The organism is Flammeovirga sp. AWQ4_249 (assembly GCF_056161045.1).
The window spans coordinates 69,368-87,425 of record NZ_JBSWYJ010000005.1 but is presented as its reverse complement, the minus strand read 5'-3'; the positions used below and the strand labels follow the sequence as shown (position 1 = coordinate 87,425).

Sequence of the window (18,058 nt, the reverse complement as noted above, 5' to 3'; positions counted from 1 at the left end):
ATGGTTTTTTGTGGGAGAAATGAAGAACGTGGTTAGTAATTTCGTTCTTCATTTTTAACTTTTCATTCTTCATTAACTAAGCTCCGAAAGCTCAGTATTAAATCCTCCACTTAGTATAGGGAATCTACACCAAGTTTTAGGATCAAGGTTTTTATCATCTAGATGGAATGATGGAGCATAACGTTCACGCTTCCATTGGTTGCGGCTCCATAATCTAAAGAATTTTGTGATCCACTGATGTACAGTTTCTCTGCTTGCTTCAGGGTGATTGGCTTGAACGAAAAGAAGACATTCTTGAGGTGATTTTTTATCACGAATAGCTAATTTTTCAATTTCTTCCAATACATCATAAGGCATTAAATCTGCTTCATCCGTTTGTTTTGAATCTGCAGGACGAAGTTCAGCTGTCGGTTGTTGTTCATTGACGAATGATAGGGCAGGGATATTCCATTTTCCATCTAACCCGTCATGTTCCATCCAACGTAACCAACTTCTTAAGTAATTTTTATCAATACCAGCGATAGGGCTTAAACCTCCACTTGTATCACCATCCATTGTCGCATAACCAACGGCAGCTTCAGAACGGTTGGACGTAGAAAGGAGTAAGGCACCATTGATATTGGCAAGCATCCAAACCGAAGGAGCACGTACTCTGGCTTGTATATTTTGTAATGTAATATCGTCTTGTTCCCAAGTCAGCTTTCTTTCAATGGCCGTTTCTATAGCATTTAGATAACCTTTGAACATAGGATTAACATCTACATTATAGAAAGTTGCACCCACAGCTTCTGCTAATGATTTGGCGGCATTGAAAGTGACATCACCACTATTTTCAGTAGGTTGGTAAGCTGTTGTCAAAATCTCATGACAGATTTCTTTTATCGACTTACATTCTTTTAGAACAGTGAAATACCCTAACTTTTCTTTAAACCCTTTCAATCCTAAATCTTCTACACCCATTTCAATCATCAAATGAATAAGAGTAACAATGGCAGAAGAATCAGCACCTCCAGAAAGGGAAACGACGAATCCTTTAGAAAAGCTTTTACGCATATAATCAAACAGACCTAAGGCAACTGCTCTTCCAAATTCTTCTTCTTTTATATATTTTGAATGTTCCCAACTTGCTTCACTAGGAGCATGTTTTTCAGGTGTCGTTTGAGGAATTGTGAAATCAGATTCAATAACCTTAATATCAGAAGTTCCTGTATTTGAAGTATGACTTTGAATTTGAGCTAATCGAGCAATGTCTAAATCAAAAGTAGCCGTAGTGACTTTACAGTTTTTGAAAGAAAAACGCTTACTAATCGCTAATAGATTCCCTGATAAAGCAATCATTACACCACCATCATAAATGGCTCTTCCTGACTCATTACCTAAAAGGTTGGCATAGATATAACCTACACCATAAGCTCTTGATCCTTCTAAAACAAAACGCTTACGAACATCTAATTTATCAAAAGCAAAATGACTCGCAGAAGGATTCAAAATAATATCTACTCCATTTTGATATAAAGAACGACCTGGGCGATTGGCGACCCATGCATCTTCACATATTTCAAACCCGATACGAACGCCATTGACATCAAAAAGCAGATCACCAATTGGGAAAGAAGAAGCACCTAAAGTCGCTTCATATTCTTTACCTAATTTGATTTCTGAAACTTCACCACCTTCCCAAGGAGTAAACCATCTTGGTTCATAATGAATGCCATTTCCTGCTAAATGTTTCTTAGCAACAAACCCCAAAATCTTTTGATCTGCGATTAAAGCAACCGTATTATATAGTTTATTTTTATGACGTAAAGGTAGGCCAACAGAAACCACTAAGTCTTTCGTATGTGGTAAAAGGTCACCTAATAGTTTTAATGATTGTTGTTCTGTATTGGGAGAGTAAAAGGCATCTTCACAACCATATCCAGAAAGACATAATTCAGGAAGACATAAAATACCTACATTATCTTCTTTTGCAGTATTTATAGCCTGTAATATATTCTGAAAGTTGTTGTTCCAATCCAATGGAGTCTGATTCAATTCAGCACCACCAACTTTATATAAATTCATCATAAATTTTTCGTAATTCTTATTTCTGCAAATGTACGATTTATTTGGATGAATTATTAATATCAACTACTTTGAAAGTGATTAAAACTCGATCAAGCAAACAATGGGATTAATACTAACTGCAATAGTTATTACTATGCCACTGTTCGTTGTGTTAAGCCGTAGGCGTCACTACGAACCATATAATTGTATAAGTTTGAAACTTATAACAATTATAATATGGAGAGTTATAAGTCGAAGACTAAAACAATATGCAAGTTCTCAGTGACGCCTATCGGCTTAACACTAAGAACAGAACGGGTTTATAGATACAATCCACCTGCTGTTAATGTAAAAGAGCGTAAAACCGAATTAAAATATAAATTTCCAGAAAAAAAATAAAAATTATTAGAGATTGTTACGGTTTATTTTGTAGATATTTTTAACCAAGGCTAAGAATTCAAAAGCTTTATAGTTATAAACCGTGATAAAGTCTATTGTATAGGATAAATTTAGAAATATTATGAAAAATATAATTATATTTCAACTAATCTCAATGTTGTTTGTTATTAGTTGTGTTCATGAATCAAAAGACAGTAATAGAAATGCAATAAATATCAATAGATATATAAATCCGATGTATAATAAAATTTCAAACATAGTTGACACATTGGGTGTTGAAAATATTAATACGTATTTTGATTTATCTAAATATATAAATGACCCTAATTATTTTAATAAATATCCTAAACTATCAGAAGAAGAAATTAATACCCTTAACCTTTTAAAACTTAAAGATGAGAATCACTATTACTGTTATTTCTCAACATTAGAAACAAATTCTGATTCATTAATTGCATTTACGGTAATAAAAAATACATTTAAACATAAAAATTCAATTCATCAAATTTTGTTTATACTTAATAAGCATAATGATATAGTAACTAATTTAGAACTTAGTGCTTTTGGAGCCGACTTTTTATGGTCTCTCCAAAAATCGTCTATATTGAATTTGGATTCAACTTTAGAAATATCACAAACTGAGATCCTAGAATCTGAAAAAATGAAAAATGGAAAAGATTTTATAGAACAGGAAATAACAAAAGACTATTATAAATATAAAATGAGTAAAGATTTTTCATTCACTCTGTTAGAAGAAAAAGCTGATACTATTTTTAAATCTAATTAAATGGGGTTCATCACCCCACTGTTCGAAGGTACTGTCTTAAAAGTCAAGTAACTTCATATAATTTTTCTAAGATTATCTAAAACGTTTCGCTACCGCGGGTTCCTCAAATTTTCATTGCAAAATTGCAACAGTAAAGTGCTGGCAATTTTACCATGATAAATTTCGAGGGATATAATATATATTTTTATTATCTTCAAAGATATAGGGAAGTTTATTAATAAACTATCTCGTGTAGCCATTCATGCATAATGTTTGGCTACTTCTTTTTTAATACTTTTTTCATTCCAATTATATTTTTCATCGTAAAATTCTTCTTTCTTCCACAAGGCAAACATTATTCTTAAAATCCTAGCTTGTAAGGCAACATATCCTTTCATTTTAATAGCCGTTTTATCAAGTATTCTACCATACAAACATGGAAAGCTTCCAACTTCATATCTTATTACATTTAAGGCAGGAAAGTGTAAAGCCCTTCGAATATGAGCATTACCTTTTTTTGTGATTTTTGTTTTTCCGATTCTTTGCCCTGACTGGTTTTCTTTTATATCATAACCTGCATAACTAATAAGTTGCTTAGCATTTCTTACTTGTGCAAAACCATCTGTTTCTGCTACTACAACTGCTGCTGTTTTTTCTCCAACTCCTTTTATAGAGGTTAAGTATTCTATTTTTTGCCTTAAAACAGGATCTACATCAATACATTTAGATATCATCTTTTCTGCATTTAGAATCTGTTTGTCGATTTCTTTCATTGTTTTTTTAATACTCCTTGTTACTTCTTTAGAAGAGTAAATAGAAGTATTTGCTTGCTCAAGTTGTCCTCTTAAAGCATTTTTAATTGACTGTAGATCTTCAAGGTGTCTTGTTATTGATCGTAATTCATATAATTGTTTTGAAATAGGAGCCCATATAGTTAAAGGCTGAGTAGCTCCCATTATCGCTAGTCCTTTGGCATCGATTTTATCATTTTTGGATTTATTTCCGATACTTTGAAAATAAGCTTTTGCTCTGTTCGCTAATACAATATGAACAAATAGATCTCTTTCATATAAAAACCAAGAAAGTTGTTCATGATAAACACCTGTTGCTTCCATTATAAAACTAACTGGTAGTTCTTCTTTTGTGTGTTTATCAACCCATTTGAGAAATAGATTGAATCCAGACTTTTTATTCTCAAAAGTTCTACTTCCCTTGACTTTAATACCCTGTTCATTGGTAACTATAACAAATGAAACTTTAAAATCTGATTTTGAAATATCAATGCCAACACTGTACTTTTTATTCATAGTTTTATTGTTTTGGATTGAAGAAAATTTGGATTCTCTTTTAACACTTTTACTCATAAGATACAGTATAGATCTACTATGAGACTTCCTTGGGTACTGTTCTAGCTCGAAAAGAGAAACAAGAAAGTCAGTTCCTACGAAACGATATTATTAGTATTTTATCTCTAATATATCTAGTATTATAGTAATACTTTTCTTGTCCCAAATATTATAATATTCAATTTATGAAAATTGTATTATTTCTTATGTGTGTAAAGATATGAGTATCAAGCCGATAGGCGTTACTACGAATTATACAATTATAATGTAAAGAGTTATAAGTTGAAGACTAAAACAATATGTAAGTTCTCAGTGACGCCTACGGCTTAACACTAAGAACAGGAAAGAAGAGCTAGAATCATTGAAATCATTAAGAAAATCTCATTTTTAAAAACACAAAACCCTGCCAGCATCGCCAACAGGGTTTCTTGATTTTAAATGAAACGAATTGTTATTATCTTTCAAGTTGAACTTCAATAGAGCTACCTTCTTTCAGTTCGGCACTTCCTCTAAATAGGATAGTGTCGCCTTCTTGAAGATCTCCAAAGATTTCAACTTTTTTACCAGAAGTAATTCCTTGACGGACATCTATCCATTCTACTTTATTGTTGTTTACTCTGATAATAAATTTCTTTTCCATTGATGTGACAATGGCTGTAGGAGGTACGATAAATGATGGTGTAGGTCTTTCAACTTCTATCGTACTCATGGTATACATTCCGGGTTTTAAAGCACCTTCTTTATTGTCATATTTATATTCCCAAAGTTCCGTTCTTGTATCCTTGTCAATACTCCCTGACTTTCTAGAAAATGGAGCCTTGAAAGTGGTGTTTGAGATGGCATCAGTGGTAAAGGATAATTCATTTTCTAGTGGAATAGTATTTACATATGATTCAGGGACGAAAATTCTTACTCTTAATTCATCTGTTGTTTCAATGGTTAGAAGCTCTTTTTTACCTGTTCCTCCAGCATAATCACCTACATTAATAAAGCGTTCGGTGATTTTTCCATCAAAAGGAGCACGAAGTGTAAGGTAACTTTGTAATTGACGGTACGCCTTAACAGTGGCTTCAGCAGATGTCAAAGAAGACTTATCTGCCATCATTCTATTTTTTGTGTTAATTAGTTCTGACTCGGCAATTACTCCAGGTGTTTGAGATGCTTTTTCCATACGGTTATAAGTATCTAAACTTCCTTCATATTTTGCATTGGCTTCATTGTATTTTGCTTTAGCTTCAGCATATCGAGCAGCAACTTCTGGAGCGTCTAACACGACTAATACATCACCTTTTTTGACATCATCTCCAATGTCTACATATAATTTTCGTATATAACCTTCCACTTTTGCATTTAATGTAGCTTTCTCATAAGGAAGTAATTCTGCAGGAAGATCTAATGTCTTTTTAACGGCCTCTTTTTTTAATGTAAATGCTTTTTTTATGTCCTTGACTACAACTTTATCTTGTTTTTTTTCTTCAGAACAACCACCTAGTAGTAGCGAAAGTGCAATTGTGATATATATTAATTTTTTCATTTTTCTTTTCTGTCTTATGTTTCAAGTGTTAAGCGACAGCGTCACTTGGAACTGTATATTGAAGAAGTCTCCTGACTTCCAATCTAAATTGTTATATCTATTTTCGAAGTCCTGAGACTTCTCCAATTTTGAATCACAAGTGACGCCTATCGGCTTAACACTTGCGATATTTAATCAGTTTGAAGCTGAAAAATATTTACTCTCTTTATCTTCGGGGTTTAATGATTCACTGTTGAATACATTTTTTCCAACAAAAGCATCATAGATGAGTGGTAAAACGATAAGAATACTTACCATAGAGGCAGCCAATCCACCAATTACTGCAACACCCAAAGGGGCAACTTGATCTCCACCTTCACCCATACCTAGTGCCATAGGGAACATACCTGCCATCATGGCTAAACCTGTCATAAGAATTGGCCTTAGTCGGTTGTTGGCTGCTTGACGATAGGCATCTTTAGCACCTTGTTTACGGTAGTCTTCCGCATTTGTAATAAATAATACGGCATTGGAAACGGCTACACCGACTGACATAATCATACCCATGTAAGATTGAATATTTAGACTGTGACCAGTAAGAATCAATAGTAATACTGATCCTCCCACAACCATAGGAAGAATGGATAGGGTAGCCATTGCTATTTTGAAAGATTGGAAACTTCCTGAAAGCATTAAGAAGATGACTACGACAGCAATTCCTAATCCTAGTTCGAGTTCACCTAAGGTTAAATCAAGAAGGTCGGATTGTCCTCTTTTCATAATTTTGATTCCCGAAGGAAGGTCACCTAAGGCTGCGATTGATTTATCTAAATCACTTATCGCTGTTCCTAAATCTTGGTCATGAATATTGGCGGTGATGGTGATAAACCTTTGTTGATTTAATCGATCATATTCAGCAGGTGTTTGTACATTTCTCCATGTAGCGACATCTCTAAGGAAAATCTTTTTCCCATTTTTATTCGCTATTGGCACCATTTCAATATCTTCAGGACTGTTCATGTCGTATTGAGGATATTCTACTTGTACTTGATAGGCAACACCTGAGTTAGGGTCTCTCCAGTAATTAGGTTGAGTAAAACGACTGGAAGAGGTAGCTGTAACCATCGATTTTGAAATTTCTTCCACCGTTAAACCAAGTTTACCTGCTTTAACTCTATCTATATCTATTTTAATTCCAGGGTAATCCAAAGGTGTTGTGATCTGAACGTCTCTATAATAGTCCACCTGATCCATTTGTGCTTTTAGATCTTGAGCAACCTTCATTGAAGCATTTAGATTCTTACCCATAATGGCCACTTCAATAGGGTTGGTGGATCCTAAGTTCATAACTTGATCTACTAAATCACCAGGTTCAAAAGATAATTTATCTTCAGGATATTTAGCCAAGAATTTCTTTCTCAATTCTTCTTTAAACTCTTCAATAGGATAATCAGCATCTTTTGAAAGGTTGATTTTCACAACGGATTCATGAGGTCCTGAAGTCCAAAGGTGAATTAGGTTTACAGGGAAACTAGAAGGTTGAGTACCAATGAAAGCAGAGGTAATGTCTATGTTTCCTTTCCCTACAATATCTTCAGACATTTGTAGTAATTCTTTCGTAGCATCTTCTGTTCTTTCAATTCTAGTACCTGTCTGTAATCTTATTCTAACTTGAGCTTGTCCTGCATCTACTTTAGGGAAAATATCTAAACCTATTGTATAGAATCCAATAGAGGCAATAGATAGGGCTATAACGAAATAAGCAATGATATTGACTGTTGCATATTTCTTTAATGTTTGAATTAGGTTTAAGTATTTAGCTTTGAATGCATCAAACTTTTTACTTTCATGAGCACTTGGATCAAATTGTTTCATTATCCATATGGCCATTACAGGTACAAATGTCATAGACAACAAGAAAGATGCTATCATTGAAAATCCTACAGCAAGGGACATTGGCATAAACATTCCCTTTGGAATACCTGACATGAATAAGGCAGGGGCGAATACAGCCAAAATACTGAATAAGATCAATAATTTTGGAGTGACAATTTCTCTACATCCTTCAAGAACAGCTTGAGCTTTTGATTTACCCATTTCTAGATGTCGATGTATATTTTCAATGGTTACTGTGGCCTCATCTACCAACATTCCCACTGATAACGCCAATCCACCTAAAGTCATAATATTGATAGTTTGACCTATCATATTCAAACAAATCACACTGGATAGGATGGCGATTGGAATCGTTAATACCACAATCAAAGCACCTCTACGGTCACCAAGGAATAGCATTACCATTAGTCCGGTTAAAATTGCTCCCAATCCACCTTCAAAGATCACACTTTTCAAAGAGTTAATGACATATCCTGATTGGTCAAATTCATAAGATACTTTGATATCTGAAGGAACCGCCGCTTGCATTTCAGGGAGTGCTTTCTTTACATTTTGAACAACTTCCCATGTAGAAGCGTCTGCACGTTTGGTTACTGGAATATATACTGATCTTTGACCATTGACTAAAGCATACCCTGTGGTAATATCAGCTCCAATAAATACATTGGCAATGTCTTTTAGATATACATTCGCATTGTCTCCAAATGAAAGAGGAATATTACCAAACTGATCTATGTCTTCTAATACGGTGTTTTGAGGAGTAATCATCATTTCATCACCCACACCAATATTTCCGGCAGGAGAGATGGTATTTGATTGTGCAAGTGCTGTGACAATTTCTTCAGGCGTATAATTGTATCTTTTGACTTTTTCTGGATCAACTTTTACAATCACTGTTTTAGAGGAACCACCAAATGGAGGAGGTGCAGATACACCCGGTAAAGTAGAGAACATCGGTCTTACTTTAAAAAGGGCTAAATCGGCAATTTCACCCAAAGTTCTTGTGTCAGAAGAGAAAACCAACTGACCTACGGGTACTGAACCAGCATCAAAACGAGTGATAAAAGGAGGGACGGTTCCGGGTGGCATAAATGCTCTCGATCGGTTTACATAACCTACCACTTCAGCCGCTGCCTGACTCATATCCGTTCCTTCATGAAATTCAATTTTAATTAAAGCATTTCCTTGAACGGATTTTGATTCTACCTTTTTTACACCTGTGACATACAAGAAATGGTATTCATAATAGTTTGTCACAAACGACTCCATTTGATCCGGAGAAAGTCCACCATAAGGTTGGGCTACATAAATTGTAGGCGAACCAAATGTGGGGAAAATGTCTATTTTCATATTACGGATGGCAAGGAAAGAGAATATCGCAATCCCTATCACACCCACAATAACCGTAATGGGTTTATTTAAAGATCCTTCTATTAGTTTCATCTTAGTTATTAATTTGTGTTAGGAAAAGATTGATATCACCTCTTACAATTGCCCACTGTAAAAGAGATTTCCATGCCTGTGCATAAGCATTCTTTAGCTTAGCTTCTGAATTCAATACATCATATTGTGCTTGAATCAAATCATTGTAATTGATCAATCCTTGTTCGTATCTCGTCATCAACGTTTGATAGGCCGATTCATTGGCTTCATATTCAATGGGTACTTCTTTGGCAATAGCAATGGCTGTAGATAAGTCTTTCTTTGCGACTGTTTCCTGTTTGTCAATATTTTGTTGTACCGTTTGCATGTATTGTTCTGATGAGCGAACAATAGCTTTCTGTTGAAGGTTTTTTGTTTTTTGAGAAGATAAATCCATGATTGGGAAAACCAATTGTAGACCTACACCATAATTATAGCGTTGCATGCCAAATCCATTCATATGATCTACAGAACCGTCATATGCCACTCCTGAACCTCTAGCATAGGTAGTTCCCCAAAATTCTAACTTAGGTGTCCAACCTCTTTGTACTTCCGTCAGTTTAGCATTGTTGGCCGCTAAATTTTGCTGAGCCATTTTTAAAACTGGGTTCATGGATACGCTGGTATCAGAAGAAGCATAAATAGACTGAGGTAGTGCTTCAAAAAAGAAATCATTTGTTGCAATTGAATTCACCTCATCACTTGCTAAAAATTCTGTCAATTCAGCTTCCTGTGCAGTTAATAAATTTTCTAATTGATATAATTCTGATTTTGATTTTGATAGTTCACCCTTAAACTTCAAACTATCTACGGCAGGGCGTAATCCAGATTCCACTAATTTGACAACACTTGTAAGGTTAAATTCACTTCTTTCAATATTGGTTTCATAAGCCTTTATTAATTCTTTGGTAGAAGCAATTTCTAAGTATAGATAAACGACTTTGAATTGAACTCTTAATACTTCATTTTCAACTTCAGCTAACTGCTTTTCATACACTTTTTGATTGTATTCAATGGCATTTTTACGTTGTCCAAAAGTAATAGGAGACCATTTTACCATTAACCCTACACCCGAACCTACTGTAGGTCCATAATTATCATCAGAGGGAGGTCCTGAAATAGGAAGGGAGTTTCCAGGGTAATTCATACCTGTGATGTTATTGTAAGTGGCATAATTCATATCATACCCCACATCTACAGAAGGTAATAAAGTCTTTTTTTCTAATGTAACATTCGCTTTTGTGGCTTCCGCTTCCGCTTGTTTTTGAGCGATTGAAGGATAATTTTCCTGAGCTATTTCTAATAATGTTTCTAAGTTATTTTGCCCATAAGAAACATTAACTATAGTATACAAAAGGGTGTAGGCGATCGATAGCCCAATCCATTTGAATCGACTTTTCTTTATTTCAAATTTCATTTTATTGATTGATTTCAAATTAATACACTGTAAGGATATAATACCTTAAGTGTATTACTTTATATAAAATTGTACATGTGTTTGTTACAATCTTTATTTGGTTAATAAATTATTGTTGTAGTCTTGATTACTTTCTACAGGTACAAAAGTAGGGGATAATGCAATGGAGGGGATAGGACATTTGAAAGTAGAATGGTCTAAAATAAATTCAATATTAAACAATTCTTAATAATAAACTTTGTAGTTTTTTTTATGATTTTGGGCAAAAAAAATAAGCTCTTATTATTTTAAGAACTTATCTGAAACTCTCATGATATGACTTAATTCATGAGTTTGTTTTCCTTCTCTGTTACTAAAAATACCATCAGTGGTAATAAGGTCTTCACGAACAAAATGTGAGGCATGGATAATTTTACCTTTATCTGAAATGATACCAACATGTGTAATTCTACCTTTATCATTATGGAAAAACGCAAGGTCTCCAGGCCTAGAGTGAGCAAAAGAGACTTTTTGTCCAATTTCTGCTTGTTGATAGGCATCTCTAGGAAGATTAATACCATGTGCAGCCATAACAGTTTGGGCTAAACCTGAGCAATCAATACCAAAAATAGAGCGACCTCCCCATAAATAAGGAACTCCCATATATTTTTCAGCAGTATTTTTAGGATGTCCTTCATTTTTAGAAGGTAAAATACTGTGTAGTTGAGCATACTTAATTTGAGTGGCATCACATTTTTCATAATGAAAAGGGAGGGTTGACCCAACAGAAAGATGCAATGTTTTTTGATTATCAAAAATAGGATAGATTGGTCGTGTGATTACAGGATGTTCAACTCTTTGATATCGATCGGCATACTCTGGCGCAATCTCATGATGTTGTCCCATTGTAATCCAACCTTCATATCCATCTTTCAACATTTTAATGAGTATCCACTCTTTATCCTCACTTACTTCAATTATTTTATATAACTCACCATATAATAATTGAGAAGTCATTTCTGAAGAATGTGCTGCTTTTCCTCTAACAGCAAGAGTGCTATATATACAAAGTCCAAACGTTGGCTTCATTGAATTTCTATTTTTTGTTGCGAGTAGCAAAACTAATACTCGCTGTAATACTAAAATTACTAGATGTGGTCGCTTCTGTATTGATATCGTAATATGTTTCTATAAAGAAATAATTTAAGACTATTTCTAAAGATACTTTGGGTGTCCAAAAGTTTCCAAACCCTATACTTACACCATAAATATTGCCATACCCATCAAATTTAGCAATATTATCTTGAATTGTATAAGTCATACGTGTTTTACTTCTAGCGTAAGACAGTTCACCAAAAATACCACTTTTTAGATATTTTCTGATCTTTGGACCACCTCCAAAAAGGGTTTCTACATTTTTATTATTATAATTAAATGAAATAGTTCTAAAACCACCGTGGATAAAACCACCAACCATGAACCCATCTCTTAAGAAATAACCGGTATAAAAATTTCCAAAAGCATCAATTAATACATTACTATTCGTGAATCCTAAATTTTGATTACGATAAGCAAAGCCCAATCCATATCCAAACCCAGTTAATACTTGTTTTTTTGAAGTTTGAAATAAAAAATTGTCATCTTCATCAGAATGGACAAGCGTTCCACTTCGGTCTTTACTTTGACCAAAAGAAATTAAACTTATCATAATGAAGAAAAGTAGTAAGATAGAGTGCTTTGTAGATTTAGTCATTAGTTTATGATAAGCGATTCTGTATTAACGCCCTTTCTTCCGTATTTGTCATCAGCACAAGTACAGCGTCATTTGTTAGAACTGTATCAATATCAGGCTTAAATTGCCATTTATCTTCTTCTCTAATTGCAAGAATTAAAGTGGAAGGTAAATTATGAATTTCTAAATTTGAAAGCTTTTTTCCAACAAATTGCTCTGTTATTTTAAATTCATCTAATTTGAAGAAATCATTTTTCTCTCTTCGGATAGCGTCAATAAAGGTAGTAATTGTAGGTTTTAGCATTTCCATTGCCATTCTTCTACCTCCAATTGAATGTGGAGAAACAACTTCATCAGCACCGACACTAAGCAATTTTTCTTTAAAAGCTGGGAATTTGTTAGCGGAAACAATTCTTGCTTTTTTATTTAATTGTCTGGAAGATAATGTTGTTACAAGATTAAGGTTATCATCATCCGTACAGACAAAAACTCCACTTGCATTTTCAACGCCAGCAGACTGCAAGATTTCATCAACAGTACAATCACCAACTATTCCATAAGCGTTTTTAAATGCTTTTCTATATTTGATGTACTTATCGTTATCACTTTCAATGAAGACAAAACTCTTTTCTCTTTTGTCTAATTCTTCAGCGATTTTTAAACCGACTCTTCCAAGTCCGCATATAATGAGATGTTGGTCTAGTTTATTGATCATTCGTAGGTTTCTTCTTTTAATAAATTCCTCTTGTATGTGTCCTTCTAAAAAGAAAGCGGAAAGTGAGGTGGCAATGTAGGTAAAAGTACCAATTCCACTAAAGGCAATAAAAATGGCAAAGAAACGCCCAAATGGATTGTTATCCAGGGGTATGACTTCTCCATAACCAATAGTAGTGATAGTAATAGCTGTCATGTAAAAAGCATCTACAATTCCAACAGGAGTCGTAGAGGTCACCATAAATCCTATGGTTCCCATAAACATGATGAATAGAATTACACCAAAAGCTGGTAATATTTTGGCAATTAATGCTCTCATTTAGATGATATTGACTTCAGGTTCTATAGTAATCCCAAATGTTTCCTTTACATCTTTTTGAATTTGTAAGGCTAAATTCCAAGCTTCTTCACCAGTTGCACCTCCATTATTGACTAATACTAATGCTTGTTTTGGATAGGTTCCAACATTACCTAAAGATTTTCCTTTCCATCCAGCTGTTTGAATTAACCATCCAGCAGGTATTTTAATATGGTTTTCATCTACAATATAATGAGGAGCATTCGGATAGTTATCCAATGTTTTTTGAGCTATTTCTTTTAGCAATACAGGATTTTTAAAGAAACTTCCACAGTTGCCTATTTCATCAGGATTCGGAAGTTTTGATTCTCTAATTTTAATTATCACTTTAGCTAAAAGTAGAGGTGTCAATTCAGTGATGTTTTGAGCTTTGATTTCATCTTCAATAGCTCCATAACTTGTATTAAATTTAAATTGCTTAGATAATTTTATCGAGATAGATAAAACGGCAATTTTTCCTTTCAAGTCATTTTTAAAAATACTATTTCTATAGCCAAATCGACATTCTTGAGTATTGAAAACTTTAATCTCTTTAGATTCAAAGTCGTAAAACTCAACTTCTTGAATGACATCTTTTACTTCAACTCCATAAGCACCAATATTCTGAATTGGGCTTGCACCAACAGTTCCAGGAATTAAAGCCAAATTTTCAATACCTTGCCAGCCCTTCTCAGCCGTTCTCATGACGGTTTCATGCCAATTTTCACCTCCACCAATTTTTAAAATTACATCCTCGTCATTTTCAGAAATAACATCAAAACCTTTTATTTCATTTTTAATGATTGTGCCATGGTAATCTTGGGTAAACAGAAGATTACTACCACCACCTAAAATCATAAATGGTTTAGTGGAATCTTTTTGTTCTAAAATTACTTTTAACTCATCGACAGATGAAAAGATCGAAAAATAATCAGCACTTACTTTAGCACCGAATGTATGATAAGGGAGAAGTGAAATATTTTTTTGCATTGGCTTAAAAAAAATTAAGGCGTTAGGTTAAATAATTTATCAATAAATCAACCAAACGCCTTAATGTGATGAGTAATCTTATAATTAGTTAGTAATTTTTTCTACTAATTCATCGATAGGCATTTTGTTGAATTGTCCTGAAGACATAAGTAGCAAGTTCTTATTCTTCCAGTCAATTTCTAATAATCTATTATAAAGAGCTTTTTCATCTGTAAATACTTCCACATTTTTTTGATTGAAAGCATTAAAAATATCCTCTTTTGTAATCTTTGATAGACCTTTGTTTTCGACAACTTTAGGGTTAAAGTAAACCAAAGGAATAGCAGCTTCTTTAAGTGTTTTACTGTATTCTGATAAGAAAGAATCCGTTAAACTACTAAAAGTATGTAACTCTAGACAAGCTACAACTTTTTCTTTAGAATATTGCTTTGCTAAAGCATGAACTGTAGCCTGTACTTTTGATGGAGCATGAGCAAAATCTCTGAATATTTTTGTGTCTTCAGTCGCTTTTACTAATTGCATTCTTAATGCAGCACCCTCAAAAGAAGCAATTGCTTCAATAAATTCGTCTTTACTGATACTAAAACGCTTACAAACTTCCATCGCAGCAGACATATTTTGTAAGTTATGATCACCAAAAACCTTAGTTTCTGTGTTTTCATGACCTGCTGTAATGATTGTTTTACCGTCTTTGACTTTAGACTTTAATTTATCGTAAGGAATAACATCAACATCACCTGAAATCTCAGTTTTCTTTACTAATTTCTTAAGCACTTTATCTTCAGAAGAATAAATAATAACCCCTGCTTTAGGAGATTGCTTAAGGAATAATTCAAATTGCTTTTCGTAATCCTCATATTTAGGGTATACATTTACATGATCCCAAGCAATACCAGTGATTACTCCAATATGATGATGATAATTCAAGAACTTTGGTCTTGGATCTAGAGGAGAAGATAAGTATTCGTCACCTTCTAAAACGACTACAGGAGCCTTATCTGTAAGTTTTACAGGTCTCTCAATTCCTTTTAATGAAGCACCTACTAGATAGTCACAGTCAATGTTCCAATAATTAAGAACATGAATAATCATTGATGAAACAGTTGTTTTACCATGACTTCCTGCTACTACAATTCTTTGTTTGTTTTTTGTTTGAGAGTAAACGTACTCTGGGAAGGAGTAAATCTTTAGTCCTAATTGTTTTGCTTTTACAAGCTCAGGATTGTCTTTTTTCGCATGCATCCCTAAGATAACTGCATTGATATCTTTAGTAATTTTTTCAGGATGCCATCCCATTTCAGCAGGAAGTAAATCAAACTCTTTCAAGTTAGATGAAGCAGGCTCATAGATGTTATCATCTGATCCTGTTACATTATATCCTTTTTGCTGTAATGTGATTGCTAAGTTGTGCATAATGCTACCACCTATTGCAATAAAATGAACTCTCATGTATATCTATTGTAGAATAAAATATTCGTGTTTTTCAAATCGAAAAAGTAATAAAAAGTAGTCCTTCTCTTACTTTTGGAGTACAAATCTATTAAATTTTGACTAATTGCCTACTAAATATACCCAATCAATTATAGGTTTTTATTTAAATATAAGTTTATAAGCAAAATTTAAGATTCACGTTATATTAATATTTATCAAAGAATTGTAACTCAATTGAAAAAAGTCCATTAAAGATCAAGGATTTAATCGAAATACTTACACTTATTTTAATTTGAAATAGACGAAAACTTACTATTTAGGAGAAATCTCATTAATTTTGTATTTATGGAGAAGTCTAGTAGTAAAAGCAGCTTAATTCAATCTGCTTTTAATCAAAATAAGCCTGATAATGTTGGTTTAGAGTTAATGAATGCCAAAAAAAGGCCTTGTGATCACGAATTAGAAAGAGTGACACTAGGAGCATTGATTCTAGAAAAAGAGGCACTCAATGAAGTCATTGAGGTACTAAAGACAGATACGTTTGATAAAGAAGCTCATCAATATATATATAATGCAATTGTTGGTATTTTCAACAGAAGTGAACCTGTTGATCATATGACTATTGTAACAGAATTAAGAAAGTCTGGAGAATTAGAGAAAGTAGGAGGTGTAAGTTATATCGCACGCTTAACGCAGAGTGTCACTTCATCAGCCAATGTTTTACATTATGCTCGTATTCTTCAAGAATATTCTATTAAAAGAAAACTAATTAGTGTATCCAATGAAATACAAGTAAAAGCGTACGAGGATACCACTGATGTTTTTGATCTTTTAGACAAAATGGAAACATCACTCTTTGAAGTATCCGAAGAAAATGTACGTAAAAACTACATGGGTATGAATGAAGTAGTAAAAGAAGTTTTTCATGAGCTAGAAGAGTTAAGGGATAATGATAATGATTTTACAGGTGTACCTTCAGGGTTTACAAATCTTGATAGAGTAACTTCTGGATGGCAACCTTCCGATTTAATTATTATAGCCGCTCGTCCTGCAATGGGTAAAACAGCCTTTATTTTATCTGCTTGTAGAAATGCCTCTGTTGGATTTGGGAAGCCTACTGCAATTTTCTCTCTAGAGATGTCAGCAGCTCAGTTAGTAAAACGTTTGGTTTCTGCTGAAGCTGAATTAGAAAGTGAAAAATTAAAGAAGGGTAATCTTACAGACGAAGAGTGGAGAAGGTTAGTAGATAAGACTTCGAGTTTATCTTCTGCACCAATTTATATTGATGATACGCCAGCACTTACAGTTCTAGAACTAAGAGCAAAATGTAGACGTCTAAAAGCTCAACATGATATTCAAATGATCGTGATTGATTATCTTCAACTTATGAGTGGTGGAGATAGTAAATCAAAAGGTAACCGTGAACAAGAAATTGCCTTTATTTCAAGATCATTAAAACAAATAGCCAAAGAATTAAATGTCCCTGTTATTGCACTTTCACAATTGAGTCGTGCAGTAGAAACAAGGGGTGGTGATAAAAGACCACAACTATCCGACCTTCGTGAATCTGGATCTATTGAGCAAGATGCTGATATGGTAATGTTCTTGTATCGTCCAGAATATTATGGATTGGATGAAGATGAAGAAGGAAATTCAACAAAAGGAATGGGTGAGGTCATCATTTCTAAAAACCGTAGTGGTGGTCTAGAAAATGTTAGACTTAAATTCATTGGTCAATACACAAAATTTGCTGATTGGGAAGAGGGTTCTTTCATGTCAAATGATGATTTAATGGGAGGAATGGGCCATGGTGGTGGCTTTGCAGGTGCACCTGCTATTCCTTCAAGTTTACCTCCTGATAATGGTGTTGGTGGAATGCCTGGGGAAGTGTCATTTGATCAAATGAATGCAATGCCTCCTGATATGGACTTTGATACTGGTGGAGATCAAAATGATGAACAAGAGTTTCAGACTTTACCATCAAAAATAAACAGAGATAATCCTCCACCACCATCAAATGATCCTCCTTTCTAAAAAAAATGGCAGTCAATATATTCAATTGACCGCCAT

General features: G+C 33.8%; 12 protein-coding genes. 2 read left to right on the top strand and 10 right to left on the bottom strand.

The genetic code is table 11. The annotated features are described in order from the left end of the window. Window positions 1-72: 72 nt before the first annotated feature. Window positions 73-2,064: an NAD(+) synthase gene (gene nadE, locus ACXAHM_RS06245; protein WP_474959651.1), complete on the bottom strand. Its 1,992-nt coding sequence runs from the start codon at window positions 2,062-2,064 to the stop codon at window positions 73-75. Between the two features lie 502 nt (window positions 2,065-2,566). Here nadE and ACXAHM_RS06240 point away from each other — a divergent pair. Then, window positions 2,567-3,232 (top strand): hypothetical protein, encoded by a 666-nt coding sequence (locus ACXAHM_RS06240; protein WP_474959554.1) that lies wholly within the window; start codon window positions 2,567-2,569, stop codon window positions 3,230-3,232. A 239-nt stretch (window positions 3,233-3,471) separates the two neighbouring features. Here the strand turns inward: ACXAHM_RS06240 and ACXAHM_RS06235 are convergent, their stop codons facing one another. The 9 genes from ACXAHM_RS06235 to ACXAHM_RS06195 all read right to left on the bottom strand — a co-directional run bounded on the left by ACXAHM_RS06235 (window position 3,472) and on the right by ACXAHM_RS06195 (window position 16,006). Beyond that, window positions 3,472-4,518 carry an IS110 family RNA-guided transposase gene (locus ACXAHM_RS06235; RefSeq protein ID WP_474959553.1) on the bottom strand — a complete coding sequence of 349 codons (1,047 nt, stop codon included), beginning with the start codon at window positions 4,516-4,518 and terminating at the stop codon, window positions 3,472-3,474. Between the two features lie 493 nt (window positions 4,519-5,011). Continuing rightward, window positions 5,012-6,091: an efflux RND transporter periplasmic adaptor subunit gene (locus ACXAHM_RS06230; protein WP_474959552.1), complete on the bottom strand. Its 1,080-nt coding sequence runs from the start codon at window positions 6,089-6,091 to the stop codon at window positions 5,012-5,014. A gap of 174 nt (window positions 6,092-6,265) precedes the next feature. Further along, entirely contained in the window at window positions 6,266-9,409 is a 3,144-nt protein-coding gene (locus ACXAHM_RS06225; RefSeq protein WP_474959551.1) for an efflux RND transporter permease subunit, read from the bottom strand. Between the two features lies 1 nt (window position 9,410). Then, window positions 9,411-10,805, bottom strand: a complete 1,395-nt coding sequence (locus ACXAHM_RS06220) for a TolC family protein (RefSeq protein WP_474959550.1) — start codon at window positions 10,803-10,805, stop codon at window positions 9,411-9,413. A gap of 282 nt (window positions 10,806-11,087) precedes the next feature. Then, window positions 11,088-11,873, bottom strand: coding sequence for a C40 family peptidase (locus tag ACXAHM_RS06215; protein WP_474959549.1), 786 nt, complete (start codon window positions 11,871-11,873; stop codon window positions 11,088-11,090). Between the two features lie 7 nt (window positions 11,874-11,880). Then, entirely contained in the window at window positions 11,881-12,492 is a 612-nt protein-coding gene (locus ACXAHM_RS06210) for a hypothetical protein (RefSeq protein WP_474959548.1), read from the bottom strand. Between the two features lie 49 nt (window positions 12,493-12,541). Continuing rightward, complete coding sequence (locus ACXAHM_RS06205) at window positions 12,542-13,549, bottom strand: potassium channel family protein (protein WP_474959547.1); 1,008 nt, start codon at window positions 13,547-13,549, stop codon at window positions 12,542-12,544. Next, window positions 13,550-14,557 carry a UDP-N-acetylmuramate dehydrogenase gene (gene murB / locus ACXAHM_RS06200; protein ID WP_474959546.1) on the bottom strand — a complete coding sequence of 336 codons (1,008 nt, stop codon included), beginning with the start codon at window positions 14,555-14,557 and terminating at the stop codon, window positions 13,550-13,552. A gap of 84 nt (window positions 14,558-14,641) precedes the next feature. Then, complete coding sequence (locus ACXAHM_RS06195; protein ID WP_474959545.1) at window positions 14,642-16,006, bottom strand: UDP-N-acetylmuramate--L-alanine ligase; 1,365 nt, start codon at window positions 16,004-16,006, stop codon at window positions 14,642-14,644. Window positions 16,007-16,333: 327 nt separating this feature from the next. Here ACXAHM_RS06195 and dnaB point away from each other — a divergent pair, with 327 nt between their 5' ends. Further along, window positions 16,334-18,022, top strand: coding sequence for a replicative DNA helicase (dnaB, locus tag ACXAHM_RS06190; RefSeq protein WP_474959544.1), 1,689 nt, complete (start codon window positions 16,334-16,336; stop codon window positions 18,020-18,022). The last annotated feature ends 36 nt before the right edge of the window (window positions 18,023-18,058 follow it).